Source organism: Chloroflexota bacterium (genome assembly GCA_014360825.1).
In the GTDB taxonomy this organism is placed as follows: domain Bacteria; phylum Chloroflexota; class Anaerolineae; order UBA2200; family JACIWT01; genus JACIWT01.
Map to the genome: position 1 here is coordinate 81,864 of JACIWT010000010.1, position 18,467 is coordinate 100,330.

General features: G+C 58.2%; 17 protein-coding genes and 1 other RNA gene. All 18 read left to right on the forward strand.

Features of this window, described 5'->3' with window-relative positions; translation table 11 throughout:
- The first annotated feature begins 7 nt into the window (after positions 1–7).
- The 18 genes from rnpB (at position 8) to ftsZ (ending at position 18,145) form a co-directional block, all read left to right on the forward strand.
- Positions 8–463: RNase P RNA component class A (gene rnpB, locus H5T64_08405), an RNA gene on the forward strand.
- Positions 464–825: 362 nt separating this feature from the next.
- Positions 826–1,260: a division/cell wall cluster transcriptional repressor MraZ gene (mraZ, locus tag H5T64_08410; protein ID MBC7264369.1), complete on the forward strand. Its 435-nt coding sequence runs from the start codon at positions 826–828 to the stop codon at positions 1,258–1,260.
- Positions 1,257–2,177, forward strand: coding sequence for a 16S rRNA (cytosine(1402)-N(4))-methyltransferase RsmH (gene rsmH, locus H5T64_08415; protein MBC7264370.1), 921 nt, complete (start codon positions 1,257–1,259; stop codon positions 2,175–2,177). Before mraZ ends, rsmH begins: the two co-directional genes overlap by 4 nt.
- Before the next feature lie 14 nt (positions 2,178–2,191).
- Positions 2,192–2,665: a hypothetical protein gene (locus H5T64_08420; GenBank protein ID MBC7264371.1), complete on the forward strand. Its 474-nt coding sequence runs from the start codon at positions 2,192–2,194 to the stop codon at positions 2,663–2,665.
- Positions 2,666–2,673: 8 nt separating this feature from the next.
- Positions 2,674–4,383, forward strand: a complete 1,710-nt coding sequence (locus H5T64_08425) for a penicillin-binding protein 2 (GenBank protein MBC7264372.1) — start codon at positions 2,674–2,676, stop codon at positions 4,381–4,383.
- A 14-nt stretch (positions 4,384–4,397) separates the two neighbouring features.
- The gene (locus tag H5T64_08430) at positions 4,398–5,816 is read left to right on the forward strand and encodes a UDP-N-acetylmuramoyl-tripeptide--D-alanyl-D-alanine ligase (GenBank protein ID MBC7264373.1); all 1,419 of its coding nucleotides are present in this window, start codon (positions 4,398–4,400) and stop codon (positions 5,814–5,816) included.
- Positions 5,816–6,775 (forward strand): phospho-N-acetylmuramoyl-pentapeptide-transferase, encoded by a 960-nt coding sequence (locus tag H5T64_08435; protein ID MBC7264374.1) that lies wholly within the window; start codon positions 5,816–5,818, stop codon positions 6,773–6,775. The genes H5T64_08430 and H5T64_08435 overlap by 1 nt, the downstream gene beginning before the upstream one ends.
- An 11-nt stretch (positions 6,776–6,786) precedes the next feature.
- Positions 6,787–8,202, forward strand: coding sequence for a UDP-N-acetylmuramoyl-L-alanine--D-glutamate ligase (gene murD, locus H5T64_08440; GenBank protein ID MBC7264375.1), 1,416 nt, complete (start codon positions 6,787–6,789; stop codon positions 8,200–8,202).
- Between the two features lie 19 nt (positions 8,203–8,221).
- On the forward strand, positions 8,222–9,412 hold the full coding sequence (locus tag H5T64_08445) for a cell division protein FtsW (GenBank protein MBC7264376.1): 1,191 nt from the start codon (positions 8,222–8,224) through the stop codon (positions 9,410–9,412).
- On the forward strand, positions 9,324–10,460 hold the full coding sequence (gene murG, locus H5T64_08450) for an undecaprenyldiphospho-muramoylpentapeptide beta-N-acetylglucosaminyltransferase (GenBank protein ID MBC7264377.1): 1,137 nt from the start codon (positions 9,324–9,326) through the stop codon (positions 10,458–10,460). Before H5T64_08445 ends, murG begins: the two co-directional genes overlap by 89 nt.
- Complete coding sequence (locus H5T64_08455; protein MBC7264378.1) at positions 10,448–11,095, forward strand: hypothetical protein; 648 nt, start codon at positions 10,448–10,450, stop codon at positions 11,093–11,095. Before murG ends, H5T64_08455 begins: the two co-directional genes overlap by 13 nt.
- Positions 11,092–12,486, forward strand: coding sequence for a UDP-N-acetylmuramate--L-alanine ligase (locus H5T64_08460; GenBank protein MBC7264379.1), 1,395 nt, complete (start codon positions 11,092–11,094; stop codon positions 12,484–12,486). The genes H5T64_08455 and H5T64_08460 overlap by 4 nt, the downstream gene beginning before the upstream one ends.
- 6 nt (positions 12,487–12,492) lie before the next feature.
- Positions 12,493–13,428 (forward strand): UDP-N-acetylmuramate dehydrogenase, encoded by a 936-nt coding sequence (gene murB / locus H5T64_08465; GenBank protein ID MBC7264380.1) that lies wholly within the window; start codon positions 12,493–12,495, stop codon positions 13,426–13,428.
- 5 nt (positions 13,429–13,433) lie between these two features.
- The gene (locus H5T64_08470; protein ID MBC7264381.1) at positions 13,434–14,597 is read left to right on the forward strand and encodes a D-alanine--D-alanine ligase; all 1,164 of its coding nucleotides are present in this window, start codon (positions 13,434–13,436) and stop codon (positions 14,595–14,597) included.
- A complete protein-coding gene (locus H5T64_08475; GenBank protein ID MBC7264382.1) occupies positions 14,581–15,381 on the forward strand; it encodes an FtsQ-type POTRA domain-containing protein in 801 nt (266 codons plus the stop codon). The genes H5T64_08470 and H5T64_08475 overlap by 17 nt, the downstream gene beginning before the upstream one ends.
- Before the next feature lie 42 nt (positions 15,382–15,423).
- Entirely contained in the window at positions 15,424–15,768 is a 345-nt protein-coding gene (locus H5T64_08480; GenBank protein MBC7264383.1) for a small basic family protein, read from the forward strand.
- A gap of 25 nt (positions 15,769–15,793) precedes the next feature.
- Positions 15,794–17,029: a cell division protein FtsA gene (ftsA, locus tag H5T64_08485; protein ID MBC7264384.1), complete on the forward strand. Its 1,236-nt coding sequence runs from the start codon at positions 15,794–15,796 to the stop codon at positions 17,027–17,029.
- A gap of 36 nt (positions 17,030–17,065) precedes the next feature.
- Entirely contained in the window at positions 17,066–18,145 is a 1,080-nt protein-coding gene (gene ftsZ / locus H5T64_08490) for a cell division protein FtsZ (GenBank protein MBC7264385.1), read from the forward strand.
- Positions 18,146–18,467: the final 322 nt, after the last annotated feature.

Below are 18,467 nucleotides of genomic sequence, written 5' to 3' on the forward strand. Positions count from 1 at the left end.
AGGTACCTGAGTTGACTGGACGGTCGCTCGCTGCGATCGCGGCGGGAGGAAAGTCCGAGCTCCACAGAGCATGATGCTGGGTAATACCCAGGCGGGGCGACCCGACGGCACAGTGCCACAGAGAGCAGGTCGCCGGCTGATACTCCACGGTCGAAGGGCCGCGGTGGAAAGCCGGTAAGAGTGAAACGGTGGTGTAAGAGACCACCAGCAGCCCGGGTGACCGGACTGGCTCGGCAAACCCCATCAGGAGCAAGCCCAAGCAGGGACAGGCGCTTTCGCGCCGAGGGCTGCTCGTCCCTTTGTCCCAGGTAGGGCGCTAGAGATGCCAGGTAACTGGCATCCCAGAGAGATGACCGTCGCCTCGTCTTTGCTGCGCTTTTCGTCTAACTACGCAGAAGGCGCGAAAAGGAAATGCGTGGCCAGAGACAAGGTACAGAACTCGGCTTACAAGTTGACTCAGGTGCCGAACGTTTGGCAAGGGCCTCACCAGAAGTGGTGAGGCCTTCTCTTTTCGGCAGGTCGTCTGAAAAAATGGGAAAAAGTAAAAGAGCAACCTTAAAATTCACACATTGGGTGAAAAATGACAATTTGACCGAAATAGCCACTACATGCAGGATCACTACGACTGTTGTCCACTATATTTTGTGGCACACGGGAACGATTTGGGGTCTTTCACCGTACCTTAAAATTCACGCCAAAGGGCTTGTCAAAAACCAAAAAAGTGGTGTATAATGGCGGTGTATAGTGGTTAATTGGGGTGAATTGGGGTGAGCAAGCCCCAGTTAGGCGGCGAAAAATAACCCTCAGTGGGGAATATTAGAACGAATGTTCTTAGGCGAATTCGCTCGCACCATAGATAAGAAAGGCCGCCTGGCACTGCCTGCCAAATTCCGTGACGAACTGGCCGCAGGCGTGGTGGTAACACGGGGCGTTGACCGCTGCCTCTTCGTTTTCACCCGGGAGAAATTCAATGAACTCGCGGAGCGCATTTCTGCTCTGCCCACTATCACCAATCCTACCGCCCGCACGTTCTCGCGTCTCCTGTTCTCTGGCGCTGCCGACTGTGTTCCCGATGAACAGGGACGCATTATTTTACCACAATATCTACGCGAATACGCCGGACTCGTGGATGGCGAGGTGGTAGTCGTTGGGTTACACACCCGCCTCGAAATATGGAATCCCGAAGCGTGGGAAGGTACACGTAGCACCCTGGAGGAAGATGCCAGTTTCGCTGCCCAATTTGCTGAACTAGGTATATGAGCGAACACGAGCCTGTGCTGCTCGAGGAGGTGTTGGCTGCGCTTGCCCCCCGATCGGGAGGACGCTACATTGACGGCACAATAGGAAGTGGGGGGCATGCGCGCGCGGTGTTGGATCATTCTGCTCCCGATGGGCGACTTCTGGGCATAGATCTGGATCCCATTGCGGTGGCCCAGGCGCGCCGCGCCCTGGCCGAATACGGCGACAGGCTCGTTTTGCTACAAGGCAATTTCGCTGCCATAGGCGAGATTGCCCAACAATATAACTTCGCGCCGGTTGACGGCATCTTGTTCGACCTGGGACTCTCATCATTGCAATTGGAAGCCCCGGAGCGAGGTTTTTCTTTTCAGGTGGATGGGCCGCTGGACATGCGCTTTGATCCACAGCACGGCCCTTCTGCCTGCGATTTGGTGAACGGCTTGCCAGAATCCGAACTGGCCGACATCATCTACCGGTACGGCGAGGAGCGGCGAGCGAGACGCATCGCGCGGGCCATCGTCGAGGCGCGTCCTCTGAGGACTACCGGGGAACTGGCCCATCTGGTGGCCCGGATAGTGAAACGAAGCGGGGGAATCCATCCCGCGACGCGGACGTTTCAGGCCTTGCGCATCGCCGTCAACCGGGAACTGGAGAACTTGGAGCGCGCGTTACCCGCTGCCGTGGATTTGCTGGCTGAGGGAGGCATCCTGGCTGTGATTTCGTTTCATTCATTGGAGGATCGTATCGTCAAACGATTCTTTATGGAGCAAGCGAAAGGGTGTGTGTGTCCGCCCCAGTTGCCCGTTTGCGCTTGTGGACGGGAGCCCCGGCTGCGCATCCTAACGCGTAAGCCAATTCGGCCCAGTGCGGCGGAAGTGGAGCGTAACCCGCGTAGCCGGAGCGCTCGTCTGAGAGTAGCGCGACGTGAAACCACGTAGCGGAGGAGAGCCACATGGAATATAGCCCTACGGCGCGAAGGAATAGCATAACCCGTCTGGCCAGTGACTGGTTTACCGCTCTGCCCCGACTATCCCAGATCGGTGTGGCTTTGGTCCTCTTCGGCTTGGCGATCTTCCTGTATCTTGCCCAAGCCAGTGTCGTGGCAAACCTAAGTCTCCAAATCGTGCAATATGAGGCGAGAATACAAGAACTCAAGAACCGCAATGAGGTGCTGCGGGTTACCATTGCCCAAGAGGAGCGCCTGCCGGTGATCATGGAACGGGCTGCCGCTCTGGGCCTGGGCCCACAGGATGAGGTGTTATATGGTGTAGTAGAAGTTTCGCCCACTTTCACTTCTGTGAATGGCGAACTTGCGATACCTGCAGGGGGTGCACCTAATTCGACCTTGGCACAAGGGACTGCAAACTCGTGGTGGAACACGATCGTAGATCAGTTTGCAGCCTGGATGAGCCGCCCTGGTGGGTGATCGTAGGGATGGATGAGCCGCGAGAGCGTGAAGGCAATACTCGTCTGTACCTGTTGGCTAGCGTCGTGCTGGCGGCCTTTTTGGTTGTGGTGGGTCGGTTCGTGTATCTGCAATTCTGGCAGCCGCTGGTTTCACATGCAGGAACCAGTGACAATGTGACAGAGTCTACAGAGGAGAAAGTCGAATATCCTCCCCGTCGAGGCCGCATTTACGATCGCGATGGTAACCTGCTTGCGGTGCAGATCATTACCTACGAGATTGGGGTGAACCCAGCGAAAGTGGAGAACCCAGAGGCGCTGGCTGAGAAATTGGCTCCTCTCCTGCGGGAGTCGCGCGTTGTGCTGATGGAGAAGCTGCTCCGAAAAAGCGAACCCTGGGTCCGTCTGGCGAAAGAGGTAGAGCCCTCCGTTGCCGAGACGATTATGGAGTGGGGCAATCCTGCCCTGACCATCGACGGCCATCCCACTCGCGTGTATCCGCAGGGGAATTTTGCTGGTCACGTCCTGGGTTTCGTCAATGAGGAACAACGGGCCTTTCATGGGGTAGAGGAATACTATCAAACGCTCCTCAGTGGACAGCCGGGCTACCGTTCGCTGGGTCGCGATTCACTGGGGAACCAGCGATGCTGGATTGTGCCCGCCCAAGATGGGGCAGATCTCATTCTCACTCTTGATCGAGAAGTGCAATATCTGGCAGAGAAGGCGATTTCCGATGCCGTTACCCGCTATCAAGCGGAACGGGGCCTAGTGATTGTCCTGGACCCACGCACGGGCGAGATACTTGCGCTGGCAGTGAGCCCCTCGTATGATCCGAACAAGTACTACCTGGCCGACCAGACACTCTACGCCAACCCTGCCGTTAGCGATCACTACGAACCTGGCTCGGTTTTCAAAATCATCACCATGGCCGCCGGGTTGGATGCGGGTCTGGTTCGGCCGGAGACGACTTATCTCGACAACGGTAGCATTGTAGTGGGCGGCCGCACGATCCGGAACTCGGACCGCGCGGCTCATGGGCAGGTCAACATGGTTGGGGTGCTGGCCCATTCGCTAAATGTGGGTGCCGCGTATATCAGTACCAACTTGGGCGCAACGAGGTTCTACGATTACGTGCACCGCTTCGGGTTCGGCCAACTGACGGGCGTGGATTTGGCGAACGAGGTACCAGGCAGCGTCCGTGTCCCGGGCGATCAAGGGTGGTGGGAATCGGATTTGGGAATGAACGCGTTTGGGCAAGGCCTGGCAGTTACACCCCTGCAGATGATCACTGCGGTAGCAGCAGTGGCCAATAACGGCGTGCTAATGAAGCCGCACATTGTGAAGGCCATCATCCGAGACGGCGTCGTCGAATCCGTTGCTCCGCAGGCAGTCCGTCAGGTGATTTCCGCGCAAACTGCCAACGAACTGACGGAAATGCTGGTAGAATCCACTGCCATTGCTGCCCCAGGGGCCCTGGTGCCGGGTTATAGCATTGCTGGCAAAACAGGCACGGCGGAGATACCGATTCCGGGGGGCTACGACCCGGTTCAGACCATCGCTTCTTTCGTGGCTTATGCGCCCGCCGACGATCCACGCTTTGTGGCTCTGGTGGTGTTGTACAAACCGCAGGTGGACCGTTGGGGGGTCCTGTCGGCGGTGCCATTGTTCCACGATCTGGCAGAGGACCTTTTCCGCCTGATGGGCATCCCGCCCGATGACGTGCGACACGCACTTCACTAGGGTGAGATGGGCTGATGTTGCCATTGGCTGAAGTGTGGGCCGGGATCACGTCCCAAAAGGTCCCTTGGGAGGCATCGTGGGGTTTCAGTGGCGCTGTGGTGGATTCCCGGCTTGTGGTAGCGGGCAGCCTGTTCTTCGCCCTGCCGGGCGAGCGTCACGACGGGCATGAGTTCGTCCGCGATGCTCTCGAGCGAGGAGCACACGGGGCGGTGGTAGCGCGGTTGGACCCGGGCTGGAATTATCCCGCGCTCAGGTGGAACGAACCCGCACCGGCGATACCGCCAGGGCCACCGGTCTGTTTCGTGGTGCCCGATGTGTTGTGGGCTCTACAAAGGTTGGGAAAGCACTGGCGAGCGCGTTTCCCTGCCTGTCGAGTCATTGGCATCACAGGCAGCGTGGGCAAGACGACGACCAAGGAACTGATTGCCGCTGTGCTTCGCCAGCGCTATCTTACAGTGAAGAGTGAGGGCAACTACAATAATGAAATTGGTCTGCCTTTAACATGCTTGCAACTGGGGATGGAAACGGAACGCGCGGTTCTGGAAATGGGGATGTATGCTTTGGGTGAAATCACGCTCCTGGCCGATATTGGTCGGCCCCAGGTGGGTGTGGTTACCAATGTTGGTCCCACGCACCTGGAACGCCTGGGTTCTATCGAGCGTATTGCCCGGGCCAAGGAGGAATTGGTGCAATCTCTGCCCTCGGATGGCGTCGCGGTGTTGAACGGCGATGACCCCCGAGTCCGTGCTATGGGCGCTCGTGCACCGACATCGCGGACGTTTTACTACGGCTTGCGACCCGAGAATACTCTCTGGGCCAGCGATATCGGGAGTTATGGGCTGGAGGGCATTGCCCTACGCTTTCATTACCAGGGCGACGAGGTGTTCGCGAAACTGCCTCTCTTGGGGCGACACAGCGTTTACGGCGCTCTCGCCGCGGCCGCAGTCGGACTCATCGAGGATATGACCTGGGAAGAAATCATCCATGGCCTAAGTGACAGGAGCGCCCGCATCCGATTGCTTGTCACACCTGGTGTGAATGGGAGCATCATCCTGGATGACACTTACAATGCCAGCCCTGAATCTACTATGGCTGCTCTGAATCTATTGGCTGAAATGCCGGGGCGTAAGGTCGCGGTCTTGGGTGATATGCTGGAATTAGGCGATTTTGAAGTGGAGGGGCATCGCTTGGTTGGCCGACGCGCTGCCGAAGTGGCAGAGATACTCGTGACCGTTGGTCAGCGGGGGCGGCTGATTGGTGAGGAAGCCCTGACCTATGGCATGCCGGCACATCGCGTCCATATCCTGGCCGACAACCAGTCTGCGGCGGCCCTGCTGGCAGATATCCTGCAAGCAGATGATTTCGTGCTGGTGAAGGGCTCTCGAGGCATGGCGATGGAACAGATTATCGCCGCGATCGCGCGAGGGGACTGATGGCGGAAGCCTTGTTGTGGGGAACTATATCCTCCCTGATCACCGTGGCGCTTGGGGGACCATGTGTGCGGTTACTGAAACGGTATCAGATCGGCAAGCGCATCCGTATCGAAGGACCTCAATCGCATCAGGTGAAGATGGGTACTCCCACTATGGGAGGATTATTGATGGTGGTGCCTGTGCTGGTCATCACCCTTTTGTCCAACGTTATCGGGCGTTATTCCATCCTGTTGCCGCTGGGGATCATGGTGGCATACGCTGTGCTTGGCGCAGTAGATGATTGGATCGGCGTGAAGGGACCTACGGGAATGGGTTTGTTGGCGCGCATTAAATTCCCGCTGCAAATCGCCATCGGGGCAATCGCGGCCATCGGACTCCAATACTTCTTGGAGATCGGCCTCACCGCGGTTCCCACGTTCCCGCGCCCCTTCGATCTGGGCATCTGGTACATCCCAGCAGCCGTCTTCGTGATCGTGAGCACAGCCAATGCCGTCAACCTGACCGATGGCTTGGACGGGCTGGCGGGAGGCGTAGCGGCTATCGCGTTCATTGCTTATGGGATCATCGCTTACTTGCAAGGGCAGGCGTATCTGGTAACCTTTTGTTTCACCATCGTGGGCGCGATACTGGCTTTCCTGTGGTACAACGCCTACCCTGCGCAACTGTTCATGGGCGACATCGGCTCAGAGGCTCTCGGGGCGGCATTGGCCACCGTGGCGTTGATGACGGGACAATGGTTGCTTTTGCCCATCGTGGGGTTGGTGTTCGTGGCCGAAGCGGGGTCGGTCCTCATCCAGGTGGCCTATTTCAAACTCACGAAGGGGAAGCGCATTTTCCGCATGACTCCGTTGCATCACCATTTCGAACTTCTGGGGTGGTCCGAGGTGCAGGTGACGCAGCGGTTTTGGCTCGTCAGCCTTTGGGCGGCTATGTTGGGCATCGCCTTGGCGCTGACGTGAGGCACGTTAACATGACTGGGGTGACGCCATTCCAATTGGCAGGCCGACGGGTGACTGTGCTTGGTCTGGCCCGAGAGGGGACAGCGCTGGCGCGTTACCTGGCGGAGCAAGGGGCAGAGGTCACGGTCAGCGACCTGAAGGATAAGCATCAGTTGGCCGTCAATCTGGCCCAACTATCCGACCTGCCCATTCGCTATGTCCTGGGTGGCCATCCCCCAGGAATTCTCGACACTGATATCTTATTCGTCAGTCCGGGTATCCCCTTGGAAACGCCGATTGTGGTGGAGGCAGTGCGCCGGGGAGTGGCGTTGTGTAGCGAGTCGCGGCTCACCACACGGCTCATACCCGCCCCTGTGTTGGGCATTACCGGATCGAGTGGCAAAACCACCACCACAGCCCTGGTGGGTGAGATGCTGGTGGCCAGCGGGATCACCGCCTTTGTGGGGGGCAATATCGGGCGACCGCTCTTGTCTCGGCTACCGGAGATGACGCCGGCATGCCGCGCGGTGATGGAACTATCCAGTTTCCAACTGGAACTCTTTGGCGATTCGCTAATTGTGGGCGGGCTTTCAGCGACGCTCGTGCCGCCGGGTGGCTGGAGCCCACACGTGGCGGCGGTGCTCAATCTGACGCCCAATCACCTGGATCGCCACCCTTCGATGGAGGATTACGTTGCAGCCAAAGCCAATATCCTGCTCTACCAAGGGGAGGGTGACTATGCGGTCTTGAACGCCGACGATCCTTGGACGCCACGGCTGGCGAAAATGTGCCGTGGGAGAGTGCTCACTTTCAGTAGCAGCCACGAGGTAGAAGAGGGCGCGTTTCTCCGGGGTAAGGAGTTGGTGCTTCGGGTCGGCGGTCGTGAGGGTGTGTTTTGTCAGGAGGGTGAAATCCGACTGCGCGGTGCGCACAATCGGGACAACATCCTGGCAGCCAGCGTGGTCGCCGCGCTGGGTGGCGCTACCGTGGAGGCCATAGGACAAACTGCCCGAACCTTCGGCGGGGTGCCTCACCGCTTGGAATTGGTGCGCGAATGGCGCGGCGTGCGCTATTATAACGATTCGATCGCCACATCACCGGAGCGTGCGATGGCTGCCCTGCGCTCATTCGATGAGCCCATCGTGCTCCTGGCCGGGGGGCGAGATAAGCACCTTCCCTGGGAAGAGTGGGCTGCACTGGTGCGGGAGAAAGTGGCATGTCTGATCTTGTTCGGTGAAGCGGCAAATCTTATCAAAAATGCCCTCGGGCAGAGAGGGCCAACTTTGCATCAAGTGGCGACAATGGAAGAGGCGGTGGTGTTGGCCAGTCGCCTGGCCAGGCCAGGCCAAGTGGTCTTGTTATCTCCCGGCGGCACCAGTTTCGACGCTTATCGGGATTACGAGGAGCGAGGGGACGTTTTCCGGTCGCTCGTGAGTTCTTTGTCGTGATTTTGGATTGCGAGGCACGATGGTAGAGGGAAGACATCTACCGCAGAAAGGTACAACTGACTATGTCCTGCTGCTGATTGTGGCGATACTGCTCTTCATCGGCCTGATGATGATTTTCAGCGCGACCTTTACTTTGGGGGCTCGCCCTACGTATTTCTTAGAGCGCCAGGCGCTCTGGATTTTTCTAGGGCTAATCGCTCTGGTAATCACGGCGCGATTGGATTATCAAATCTGGCGGCAGTGGGCGGTGCCCATCCTGGCTGTTACCTTACTGGTCCTATTGGGGCTCTTGTTCTTGGGGCGTGGCTCCGAGGGCGCTCGGCGCTGGATCACCGGCAAGTCTGGTCAACCCAGCGAGTTTTGCAAATTGACGGTCATCATGTATGTGGCAGCGTGGCTGGCATCGAAAGGTACCAAGATTCGCCAGGTAACTTATGGGTTGGTGCCGTTCGCCATTCTCGTGGGCTTTGTGGCTGCACTGATCATATTACAGCCTGCTCGCTCCACAGCGGTGCTGATCGCTTTTGTGGCTGGAATCATGTTCTTCGTCGCCGGGGCTGACACCGTCCAAGTGATGGCCAGTCTGGTCATCGGCTTGGCCACTACGTATCTGGTAGTGAGGGGTTCCGATTACGCGACATCGCGCGTCGAGACATTCTTGAACCCAATGAGCGACCCACTGGGAGAGGGCTACCAGATCCGTGGCGTCTTGACCGCTCTCGCTTCCGGTGGGCTTACCGGCCGGGGTTTGGGAGAAAGCGTGCAGAAGCTATTCCCGCCTCAGGTCTATCATAGCGATGCCATCATCGCGATTATTGGGGAAGAATTGGGTCTTATCGGCTGTTTGGTGGTGATCGGGCTGTTCTTGTGCTTTGCTTACCGTGGTTTGTACATTGCTCTGAAGGCAAAGGACACCTTTGCGACACTTTTGGCTGTGGGCATCACGTCTTGGATCACCTGCCAGGCGTTCATCCACCTGGCTGCCAATACGGCGACATTGCCCTATACGGGCGTGACTCTGCCTTTCGTAAGTTATGGGGGTTCCTCCGTTGTCTCATGTCTGGCCGGCGTCGGCGTCCTTCTATCTGTGGGGCGGGGAACACCATTGAGGAAAAGCAACAGTGCGTCTTTTAATTACCGGAGGCGGAACCGGGGGCCACGTTTATCCGGCACTGTCCGTCGTCAAGGCTCTCGGCATCGGACCCAATAAAGGTCAGATCAGCGGGGTTCTATACGTGGGCACGTCAGCAGGCATGGAGCGCGCTATCGTCACCCGAGAGGGGTTGCCTTTCGCTGCTGTCTCCGCGGGAGGACTACGCGGCTTTGCCCCCTGGCGCATATTGGGCAACGGTCTGAAACTGGCGAAGGGCACATTTCAGTCCTGGCGCATTATCCGCTCCTTTCGACCCGATGCAGTGCTAGCCACCGGGGGTTATGTCTCGGCACCGACGGTCTTTGCGGCTTGGCTTTCCAGAGTGCCAGTGCTGATATACCTGCCCGATGTGGAACCAGGGTTAGCGGTCAAGGCGCTGTCGCGGTTTGCAGAGCGGGTTGCCGTTTCTCTTGAACCTTCGCTGGCCTATTTTCCGCCGGGCAAAGCAGTTGTCACTGGCTACCCGGTGCGGCCAGAATTGTACCAGCGGGAAAGGACGGTGGCCCGAGATCGATTGGGGTTAAGTGATGGGGATCGGGTGGTACTTGTCTTCGGTGGTAGCCGAGGGGCGGGCAGTATCAACCGGGCTGTGGGCGCCTGCTTGGAGCGGTTGCTCGAACAATGCACTGTGATCCATATTGCTGGTCGCAACGATATCGAGTGGCTCCGCGAGCGACGGGACGGGCTGCCCCCGATGCTGCGCGAACGCTATCGAGTCTACGAGTATCTCTATGAAGAGATGGTGGATGCGCTGGCAGCAGCAGATTTGGCGGTGGCACGGGCGGGTGCAGCGACGATGGGCGAATTCGCCGCCGTGGGTCTGCCCAGCGTGCTCGTGCCCTATCCGCACGCGGGACGGCATCAGGAAGCCAATGCGGACGCCTTGGTGGCAGCGGGCGCGGCGGTGAAAGTGCGCGACGAGGACCTGCCGTCTGGCGCGCTGGAGATCGAGGTGCTGCGACTTATACGAGATGAGGAACGGTTGCGACGCATGAGTGAGAAGGCGCGGAAATTGGCCCAGCCAAACGCGGCCAGGAATATTGGCTCTCACTTGCTCGCACTGGCAGGCGAAAATGCCTGCGGGGGTGGGGTATGGTCTTCATAGATATCCCGTATGACGTCATTCTCGCGCTTGTGATGGGACTGTTCATGCTCATCGGCTACTCGCGAGGCTGGCATCGTGAATTCATCACCTCGGTCTCGCTGGTAGCGTTGACCATATTTTACATAAAACCAGAATTAGCGAAGCCAGTTGTAGGTTATATTGATACATTTCTAAGGCTTCTGATTGCCTTTGTCAAAAGTGGCTTTCGGTTCGATCTCCAAATGCTGTCCGAGCGGATGGATTTCGTGCTGCTTCACCCAGAGAACCCGGAGGGCTTCTTGCTGGTGGTTTTGGGGATCATTGTAGTACTTTCCTACACGACGCACATTGGCTTGGGCAATGAAAAAGCGACTGCAATCAGCCGTCTGATGGGTGGTCTGTTGGGCCTATTCAATGGCTTTCTGGCCGTGTCGCTGGCGAAGGAGTTTGTGATCAAGTTCTTGCGCGAGACCAGGCCGCAAGCGGTTACGCTGCAGGCGGGGGGCGTGGTGGACCAACTCGCGGTCAGCGTGAGGGGCGTGACTCCGGGAGATCTTTTCCAGGGACGTGGCCCATTCTTGCTGGGCATAGCGATGGCAGTCGTCATCCTGATGACTTGGGAGAACTTCGTGAAGCGCGTGCGTGGTAAGGGATGATGAACACAGGCGGCGACTTCTTCGCGGGACACACTCATTTCGTGGGCATTGGGGGCATCGGTCTCAGTGCGATGGCGCGGGTGTTGCTCGAGCGGGGGCACCAGGTATCCGGCTCCGATTTGCACCTCTCGCCACTGACTGATGAGTTGCGCCGTCTGGGGGCGACGATTTATCAGGGGCACGAAGCGTCGCACGTCCACGGTGCCGATCGGCTGATCGTCAGTTCCGCCATCCGGCCCGAGAATCCAGAGGTGCTCGCCGCCCGCGAGATGAGCATCCCGGTGTACAAACGCGATGAGACGCTACCCCTCTTGATGCAGGGTCAATTCGTCATCGCCGTGGCGGGAACCCACGGCAAGACCACCACCGCAGCGATGATCGCGCTGATTCTGGCAGAGGCGGGTTTCGACCCGGGCTTCATCGTTGGCGGAATACTACGCGATCTGGGGACGAATGGTTATGCAGGGGGTGGCCGGGTGTTCGTAGTGGAGGCCGACGAATACGACCGTACTTTCCTGGGCCTCAAGCCCGATGTCGCAGTGGTCACGGGTGTGGAAATGGACCACCCAGACTGTTTCCGGGATCTGGAGGAGATGGCAGGGGCCTTTGCGGATTTCCTCCATTTAGTACCACAACATGGGCTGGTGGTCGGCTGCACCGATGACCCCATTGTGGCCCGATTGATGAGCGAACGGAGAACGACGTCAGCGGAGCGGCAGTGCTACGGCTTCCACTGTGAAACTGGCTGGTCGGCGCGAAGCATCGTGGCCAACGAGATCGGCGGAGCGAATTTCACCATCCGGAAAGGCAACGAGGAGATCGCTCAAGTGCAACTTCAGGTGCCTGGGCGCCATAACGTTTTGAACGCACTGGCAGCCTGGGCTGTCGGGGAGCGAATGGGTGTGCCCCGTGCGCAGATGGTGGCTGCACTGAGGCGGTTTTCCGGCGTGGCGCGTCGGTTCGAAGAGAAAGGGACCGTGGACGGCATCGTGGTTGTAGATGATTATGCCCATCACCCCACGCAAATACAGGCCACGTTGGCGGCCGCGCGGGCGCGATTTCCGAATCGGCCCATCTGGGCCTTCTTCCAGCCGCACACTTACAGTCGCACAAGGGCATTGCTGCCTGATTTCGCGGCCAGTTTCGCCAATGCCGATCACGTGATTGTGAGCGCCATCTTCGCGGCCCGCGAGCCGTTCGACCCGACCATCAGCGGGGCCGATCTTGTGGCGGCGATACATCATCCCGACGCTCGCTACATCGAAACCCTGGAGGGGGCGACGGAGTATCTGGCTGCACATTTAGCGCCGGGGGATGTCCTGCTTACCCTGGGGGCAGGAGATGGTTACCGCGTAGGCGAGGAATTGTTGAAACGGTTAGGAGCGACGTAGCATCCAATGGCTATGCTCTCGGCGGTGAAGTGTATGGATATTGATGGATTAGCGCGGGCTTTGGGCGACAAGGTGCGGCAAGACGAACCTTTGGCTAACCATACCACCTTCCGGATCGGTGGTCCAGCAGATCTGTTCGTCTCTGTGGGGTCGCTGGACGAACTCTGCAAGACAATAACCTTGGCCCGACGGTATGGGGTGCCTTATCTCATCCTGGGCCAGGGCGCAAACGTCTTGGTTTCGGACCGAGGCGTGCGCGGCATAGTAATCAAGAACAATTGTGATTATTTCTCTGTAGAAGAGGACGACGGAGGTGTGTTACTCTATGCGGAATCCGGAGCCCTCATCCGAGACGTGGCCCGAGCGATGGTCAGCCAAGGTGTTGCCGGTCTGGAATGGGCGGTAGATGTGCCGGGCACTGTGGGTGGTGCCATCGTCGGCAATGCAGGTGCCTACAATAGTTACGTGAGCGATTCTCTGGACTCTGTGTTCGTGCTCTTGCCGGAAGGTGAACAACGCTGGTTGGATGTGACCGAATTAGGTCTGGGTTATCGCACCAGTCGCCTTAAGGAGCGGCGCGATGGCACTGTCGTGCTGGCGGCACGCTTTCATCTCCGACACGGTGATTGCCAAGTGCTCAGCGAGAAAGCCGCTGGGTATACGCGCCGTCGCCAGGAAAACCAGCCCACCGAGCCCAGCGCAGGCAGTGTTTTCAAGCGCACAGAGCAGTACCCTGCGGGATTCCTGATCGAGACCGCTGGGCTCAAAGGTTACCGAGTGGGCGATGCGATGGTCTCGCCCGTCCATGCCAACTTTATTGTGAACATAGGCCGGGCGACGGCAGCACAAGTATGGGAGTTGATTGGTTTGGTGCGAGATACGGTGCGGGAAAAATTCGGCATCACCCTGGAATTGGAAATCGAGTTGGTTGGTGAGTGGTAAGAGGAATGGGTGAGAAACAACGGATTCGCGTCGGAGTGATCTTCGGCGGACGTTCTGGAGAGCATGAGGTATCGCTGATTTCAGCTGCTTCGGTGATGGCGGCTTTAGATCCGACGAAATATGAGGTTATTCCCATTGGTATCACCAAAACTGGCCGCTGGGTGACCACTGGCGACCCGATGGCGTTGCTGAAGGCGGAGGCTCGCCAGGATATGAAGCATCTGGAAGCACAAATCAAACGAGGGGCCTCGCCGGAATCGGGAACCCGCGAATTGGTGCCTGGCACTCAGGAAAGCGGTATCCCGACCGTGGATGTCATTTTTCCCGTTCTACACGGCCCGTTTGGTGAAGATGGCACTGTACAAGGGCTCTTAGAACTTGCCGACATCCCCTATGTGGGTGCAGGCGTGCTGGGTTCAGCGCTGGGCATGGACAAGATCGCACAGAAGGCGGTGTTTGTAACGGCGGGATTGCCGGTTTGCAAGCACATGCCTCTCAAGCGCAAGGCCTGGCGGGCTGACCCCAATGGGGTGATAGAACGCGTGGAAAGCACATTGGGTTACCCCTGTTTTGTCAAGCCCGCTAATTTGGGGTCGAGCGTGGGCATCTCGAAGGTGCGCAACCGCGAGGAACTGATCCGTGCGTTAGATATAGCCGCTCGTTACGACCGGAAGATGTTGGTCGAGGAGGCCATTGATGCCCGGGAGATCGAGTGCAGTGTGCTGGGCAACGATGAGCCGGAGGCGTCGGTGCTGGGCGAGATTGTGCCATGCAATGAATTTTACGACTACGAGGCCAAATACCTCGGCGATAGTCAATTGATTATCCCTGCGGATCTGCCGCCGCAGACGACCGAGTACATTCGGTCCCTGGCGATACGCGCCTTTCTCGCCCTCGACCTGGCTGGCATGGCTCGGGTGGACTTCTTCGTCAGCAAGAGCACCGGCCGGGTTTACGTGAGTGAAGTGAACACCATCCCAGGGTTTACGCCCATCAGTATGTACCCGAAACTTTGGGAGGCCAGTGGCTTGCCGTATCCGAGGCTGCTCGACCGCCTGATCGAATTGGCGCTGGAACGATATCAGGATACCCGGCAGTCACAGACCTATTACAATGCCGAACGTCTGGCGGGGTTCTCACAAAGTGCGACTGGTGCAGACGAAGCCTAAACGAAGACGACGCTCTCAAACACGACTGGGCCATCACTACGACGTGATTGTGCCCGAACAACTCGTGCCCGGGCGCCTGGTGGCTCATCGCAGCCGAATCCAGTGGGGCAAAGTGCCTTCGGCGCTCCTCTTGGTTGCTGCCCTGGCGCTCCTGTTTGCCTTTTGGATAGGCGATGATTTCTACGTGTCCAGCGTCCGGATCACCGGCACCCGGCTCGTCTCTGCCGAGGAGATTTTCACTGCTGCAGGCCTAAAGGACAAGAACATTTTTCTGGTACGGACAGGGGATATACAAGAACGACTATACAAAGCCTTTCCAAGCATCCAATCCGTGAGCGTGCGCTGCCAACTGCCCGGGCAGGTGATCATACAGGTTGTGGAGCGCGAGCCCAAATTGATCTGGCATACCAGGGATGCAGCATTCCTGGTGGATGGGGAGGGCAAGGTCTTGCAGTGGGCCAGTGGTGTTGAGAGCGGCAACGATCTGCATGTCTATGACTTAGACAATGTACCGCTCCGCCCTGGAGACATGGTGGATGCCTCCCCAGTGCGGACGGTCATTGCACTGCATGATTTGATGCCCGAAGTGAGGCGCTTCGACTACACGGCAGAACGCGGCATCAGCATTATGACTGCTCAGGGATGGCGGGCGTATTTCGGCAACGATGAGGCTCTGGAGACGAAGGTCAACAACCTGAAATCCATGCTGGACACTATGGTGGCGCAGGGTGTTCAGGCGGAGTACATTGATCTGCGGTTTGTTAGCAGTCCTTATTATCGCTGAGCGTGCGCGGTGTGCTCCGGTTTTTGACATAAGGAGTGGGTTATGTGGCTGCCAGTATTAGGATTGCTCTTGGGGTTGATCATTGGATCGGTTGTCTCATTCACGATCCCTTCCGAGTACGCGCGCTATACCGCGATGGCTATTCTCGCGGCGATGGACTCGCTCTTGGGAGCGGTGCGCTCGGAACTGGAGGGTGAATACGATAACGTGGTCTTTCTTTCTGGTTTCGTGGTCAATGCCCTCCTGGCCGGGGTGCTTACGTTCATAGGCGACCGGCTGGGCGTGGAATTGTATTACGCGGCCATTGTGGCTTTTGGGGTGCGGCTGTTTGACAATCTGGCGCTCATCCGCCGCCACTTCTTGGCACGCTGGGAGGCCAAACCATAGGTAGGCTCCTGCAGGAAAAGATATCATGGATCGCGCGATCGCCGCTCTGGATGTAGGCACAACGAAAATATGCACTCTGATCAGCGAGATCACTGAGGATGAGGCGCTGCGCATTGTGGGCGTGGGCGTAACACCCTCACGTGGCCTAAGCAAAGGCATGATTGTGAACGTGGAGGAGGCCTCCAGAGCCATCGCCGCCTCGGTGGAGAAGGCAGAGCGTATCTCCGGTTACAAGGTCGAGGGCGCTTATGTGGGCTTGGCCGGGAAACACATCTCCTCGCTGAATAGCCGCGGTGTGGTAGCGGTTGGGCGCGGCGACCGCGGCATCACCGCCGAGGATGTGGAACGGGCCATCGAGTCCTCGAAGGCCATTGCCATCCCGCACAACCGCGAGATCATACACGTGATCCCTCGTGGCTTCACGCTGGATGGACAAGAAGGAGTACGCGACCCGATTGGTATGGTGGGTTTCCGGCTGGAAGTGGAGACGCACATTGTGACTGGGGCAACGGCTTCCATTCAAAATCTGGTGAAGTGCGTCCACTCGGCTGGGGTGCATGTGAACGATCTGGTCCTTCAGCCACTGGCGTCTGCCGAAGCCGTACTCACAGACGAAGAGCGCGAGATGGGCGTGGTGTTGGTAGATGCTGGAGGAGGCACCACCGACTTGGCTATTTTTATCGCCAGCAACGTCTGGCACAGCCTGGTATTGCCGGTCGGGGGCAATAACCTGACCAACGACATCGCCATTGGCTTGCGCGTGCCGTTTACTGTGGCCGAGGAACTCAAAATCAAATATGGACACGCATTACCCGAAGCGGTGGACCCCAGTGAGCAAATAGATGTGGCTGCTTTTGGTGATTCAGCGCGGCGCTCGGTATCTCGTCGGGAGTTAGCCAGCATCATTGAGGCTCGGGCGGAGGAAATGTTCGCCCTTATCCTGCGAGAAATCAAGCGCTCTGGCTACGACGGCCTGCTGCCTGCGGGCGTTGTGCTGACAGGGGGCACAGCCCAGTTGCCTGGTTTTAAGGATCTAGGCCGCGAAGTGCTCCAGTTGCCCGTACGAGTGGGCGTTCCGCAGAATGTGGAGGGATTGGCGGAAATGGTCTGTGATCCCGCCTATGCCACCTCCGTAGGGCTGTTGCTTTGGGGCATGCAATACGAGAAAGAGAAGACCGGCCGGCCAGAGAGCACTGGCCAGAGCTGGGAGGAGATATATCGACGTTTCTTGGATTGGCTAAAAGTGTTTTTGCCTCGCTGAGACACAAATTAGGTGCAGCGGGCAGAAAGGAGCAAGATGGTAGAACGAGACAAACCACGTGGCAGCATCGAGAACTTCGCTCAGATCAAAGTCGTGGGCATTGGCGGAGGCGGCTCAAACGCCGTGGACCGTATGATCGAAGCCGGTCTCCAAGGCGTGGACTTCATCGCCGTGAACACCGATGCCCAGGCGCTCATGCTGTCCAAAGCACCGTTGCGGGTGCGCATCGGGGGCAAACTGACCAAGGGGCTTGGCTCCGGCGGGGACCCCACCATTGGTGAACGAGCGGCAGAGGAGTCCATCGAAGACCTGCGCGAGATCGTCAAGGGTGCGGACATGGTATTCCTCACCGCCGGCATGGGCGGCGGCACTGGCACGGGCGCATCGCCGATCATCGGTCGGATCGCGAAGGAAGCCGGAGCACTGACCATTGGCATTGTCACCCGGCCCTTCTCCTTCGAGGGTATGCGCCGTGCGAAGGCGGCTGAGGATGGCATTGCGAACCTCAAGGATCAGGTGGATACGCTCATCGTAATCCCGAACGATCGCCTGTTACAGATAGTGGATCGCAAAGCCTCCATCCAAACCGCCTTCAAAGTGGCCGATGACGTGCTGCGCCAAGGTGTGCAGGGCATCTCCGAGATCATCACGGTGCCCGGGCTGATCAACGTGGATTTCGCGGATGTCCGAACGGTGATGGCCGAAGGCGGGTCTGCCCTGATGGGCGTTGGCACTGCCAGCGGAGAGAATCGCGGAGTCGAAGCCGCTCAGCAGGCGATCTGCAGTCCCTTGCTGGACATCAGCATTGATGGCGCGAAGGGAGTGCTGTTCAATATCACTGCTGGTCCCGATCTGCGCCTGGCAGAGGTGGAAGAATCGGCAAACGTCATCCGTGAACGAGCCGACCCGGGCGCCAATATCATCTTTGGCGCGGTGATCGATCCGAATATGGGTGAGGAGTTCCGCATCACCGTCATTGCCACTGGCTTTGACGGGCAAGCGCGCAGTCACCAACGCCCTTACGTTATCTCCCCGCGGAAGACGATTGACTTCCCGGTGCGCAGTTACGACGAAGACGAACTGGACATCCCGGCTTTCTTGCGCCGCAATAAGTAGCACTCTGGTAACGGCTCCTTAACAGGGTGAGCACCTCTGCTCCATTACGGGGATGTGGAGAATACCTGGCCGAGGATGCTGGAAACTGTTTTTCAGCATCCTCGGCACGGACTCAGAGGGTAGCCGGGACAGTGTGCTTTGTCTCGTTTCGCCTGGATCGTGAGGGGTTGCTTTCTTCTCTGCCCCTCCCACTCCCGTTGGGGCAGAGGTAGCGCTGCATCTGTCAGGCAAGACGTTATCTCCTTAGGTCGTGCTCCGCGACTGCTCCGCATTCGAGTAGAAGAATCCTTAAAATTCGCTCCGAAAACTAAAATTTTGCCTC

Coding starts and splice junctions, on each gene's coding strand:
- H5T64_08430 (MBC7264373.1), top strand. CDS start 4,398: ATGTTGCCATTGGCTGAAGTGTGGGCCGGGATCACGTCCCAAAAGGTC.
- ftsZ (MBC7264385.1), top strand. CDS start 17,066: ATGGTAGAACGAGACAAACCACGTGGCAGCATCGAGAACTTCGCTCAG.
- ftsA (MBC7264384.1), top strand. CDS start 15,794: ATGGATCGCGCGATCGCCGCTCTGGATGTAGGCACAACGAAAATATGC.
- H5T64_08470 (MBC7264381.1), top strand. CDS start 13,434: ATGGGTGAGAAACAACGGATTCGCGTCGGAGTGATCTTCGGCGGACGT.
- murD (MBC7264375.1), top strand. CDS start 6,787: ATGACTGGGGTGACGCCATTCCAATTGGCAGGCCGACGGGTGACTGTG.
- H5T64_08420 (MBC7264371.1), top strand. CDS start 2,192: ATGGAATATAGCCCTACGGCGCGAAGGAATAGCATAACCCGTCTGGCC.
- H5T64_08435 (MBC7264374.1), top strand. CDS start 5,816: ATGGCGGAAGCCTTGTTGTGGGGAACTATATCCTCCCTGATCACCGTG.
- H5T64_08480 (MBC7264383.1), top strand. CDS start 15,424: ATGTGGCTGCCAGTATTAGGATTGCTCTTGGGGTTGATCATTGGATCG.
- H5T64_08460 (MBC7264379.1), top strand. CDS start 11,092: ATGATGAACACAGGCGGCGACTTCTTCGCGGGACACACTCATTTCGTG.
- rsmH (MBC7264370.1), top strand. CDS start 1,257: ATGAGCGAACACGAGCCTGTGCTGCTCGAGGAGGTGTTGGCTGCGCTT.
- H5T64_08445 (MBC7264376.1), top strand. CDS start 8,222: ATGGTAGAGGGAAGACATCTACCGCAGAAAGGTACAACTGACTATGTC.
- H5T64_08425 (MBC7264372.1), top strand. CDS start 2,674: ATGGATGAGCCGCGAGAGCGTGAAGGCAATACTCGTCTGTACCTGTTG.
- H5T64_08455 (MBC7264378.1), top strand. CDS start 10,448: ATGGTCTTCATAGATATCCCGTATGACGTCATTCTCGCGCTTGTGATG.
- murB (MBC7264380.1), top strand. CDS start 12,493: ATGGCTATGCTCTCGGCGGTGAAGTGTATGGATATTGATGGATTAGCG.
- mraZ (MBC7264369.1), top strand. CDS start 826: ATGTTCTTAGGCGAATTCGCTCGCACCATAGATAAGAAAGGCCGCCTG.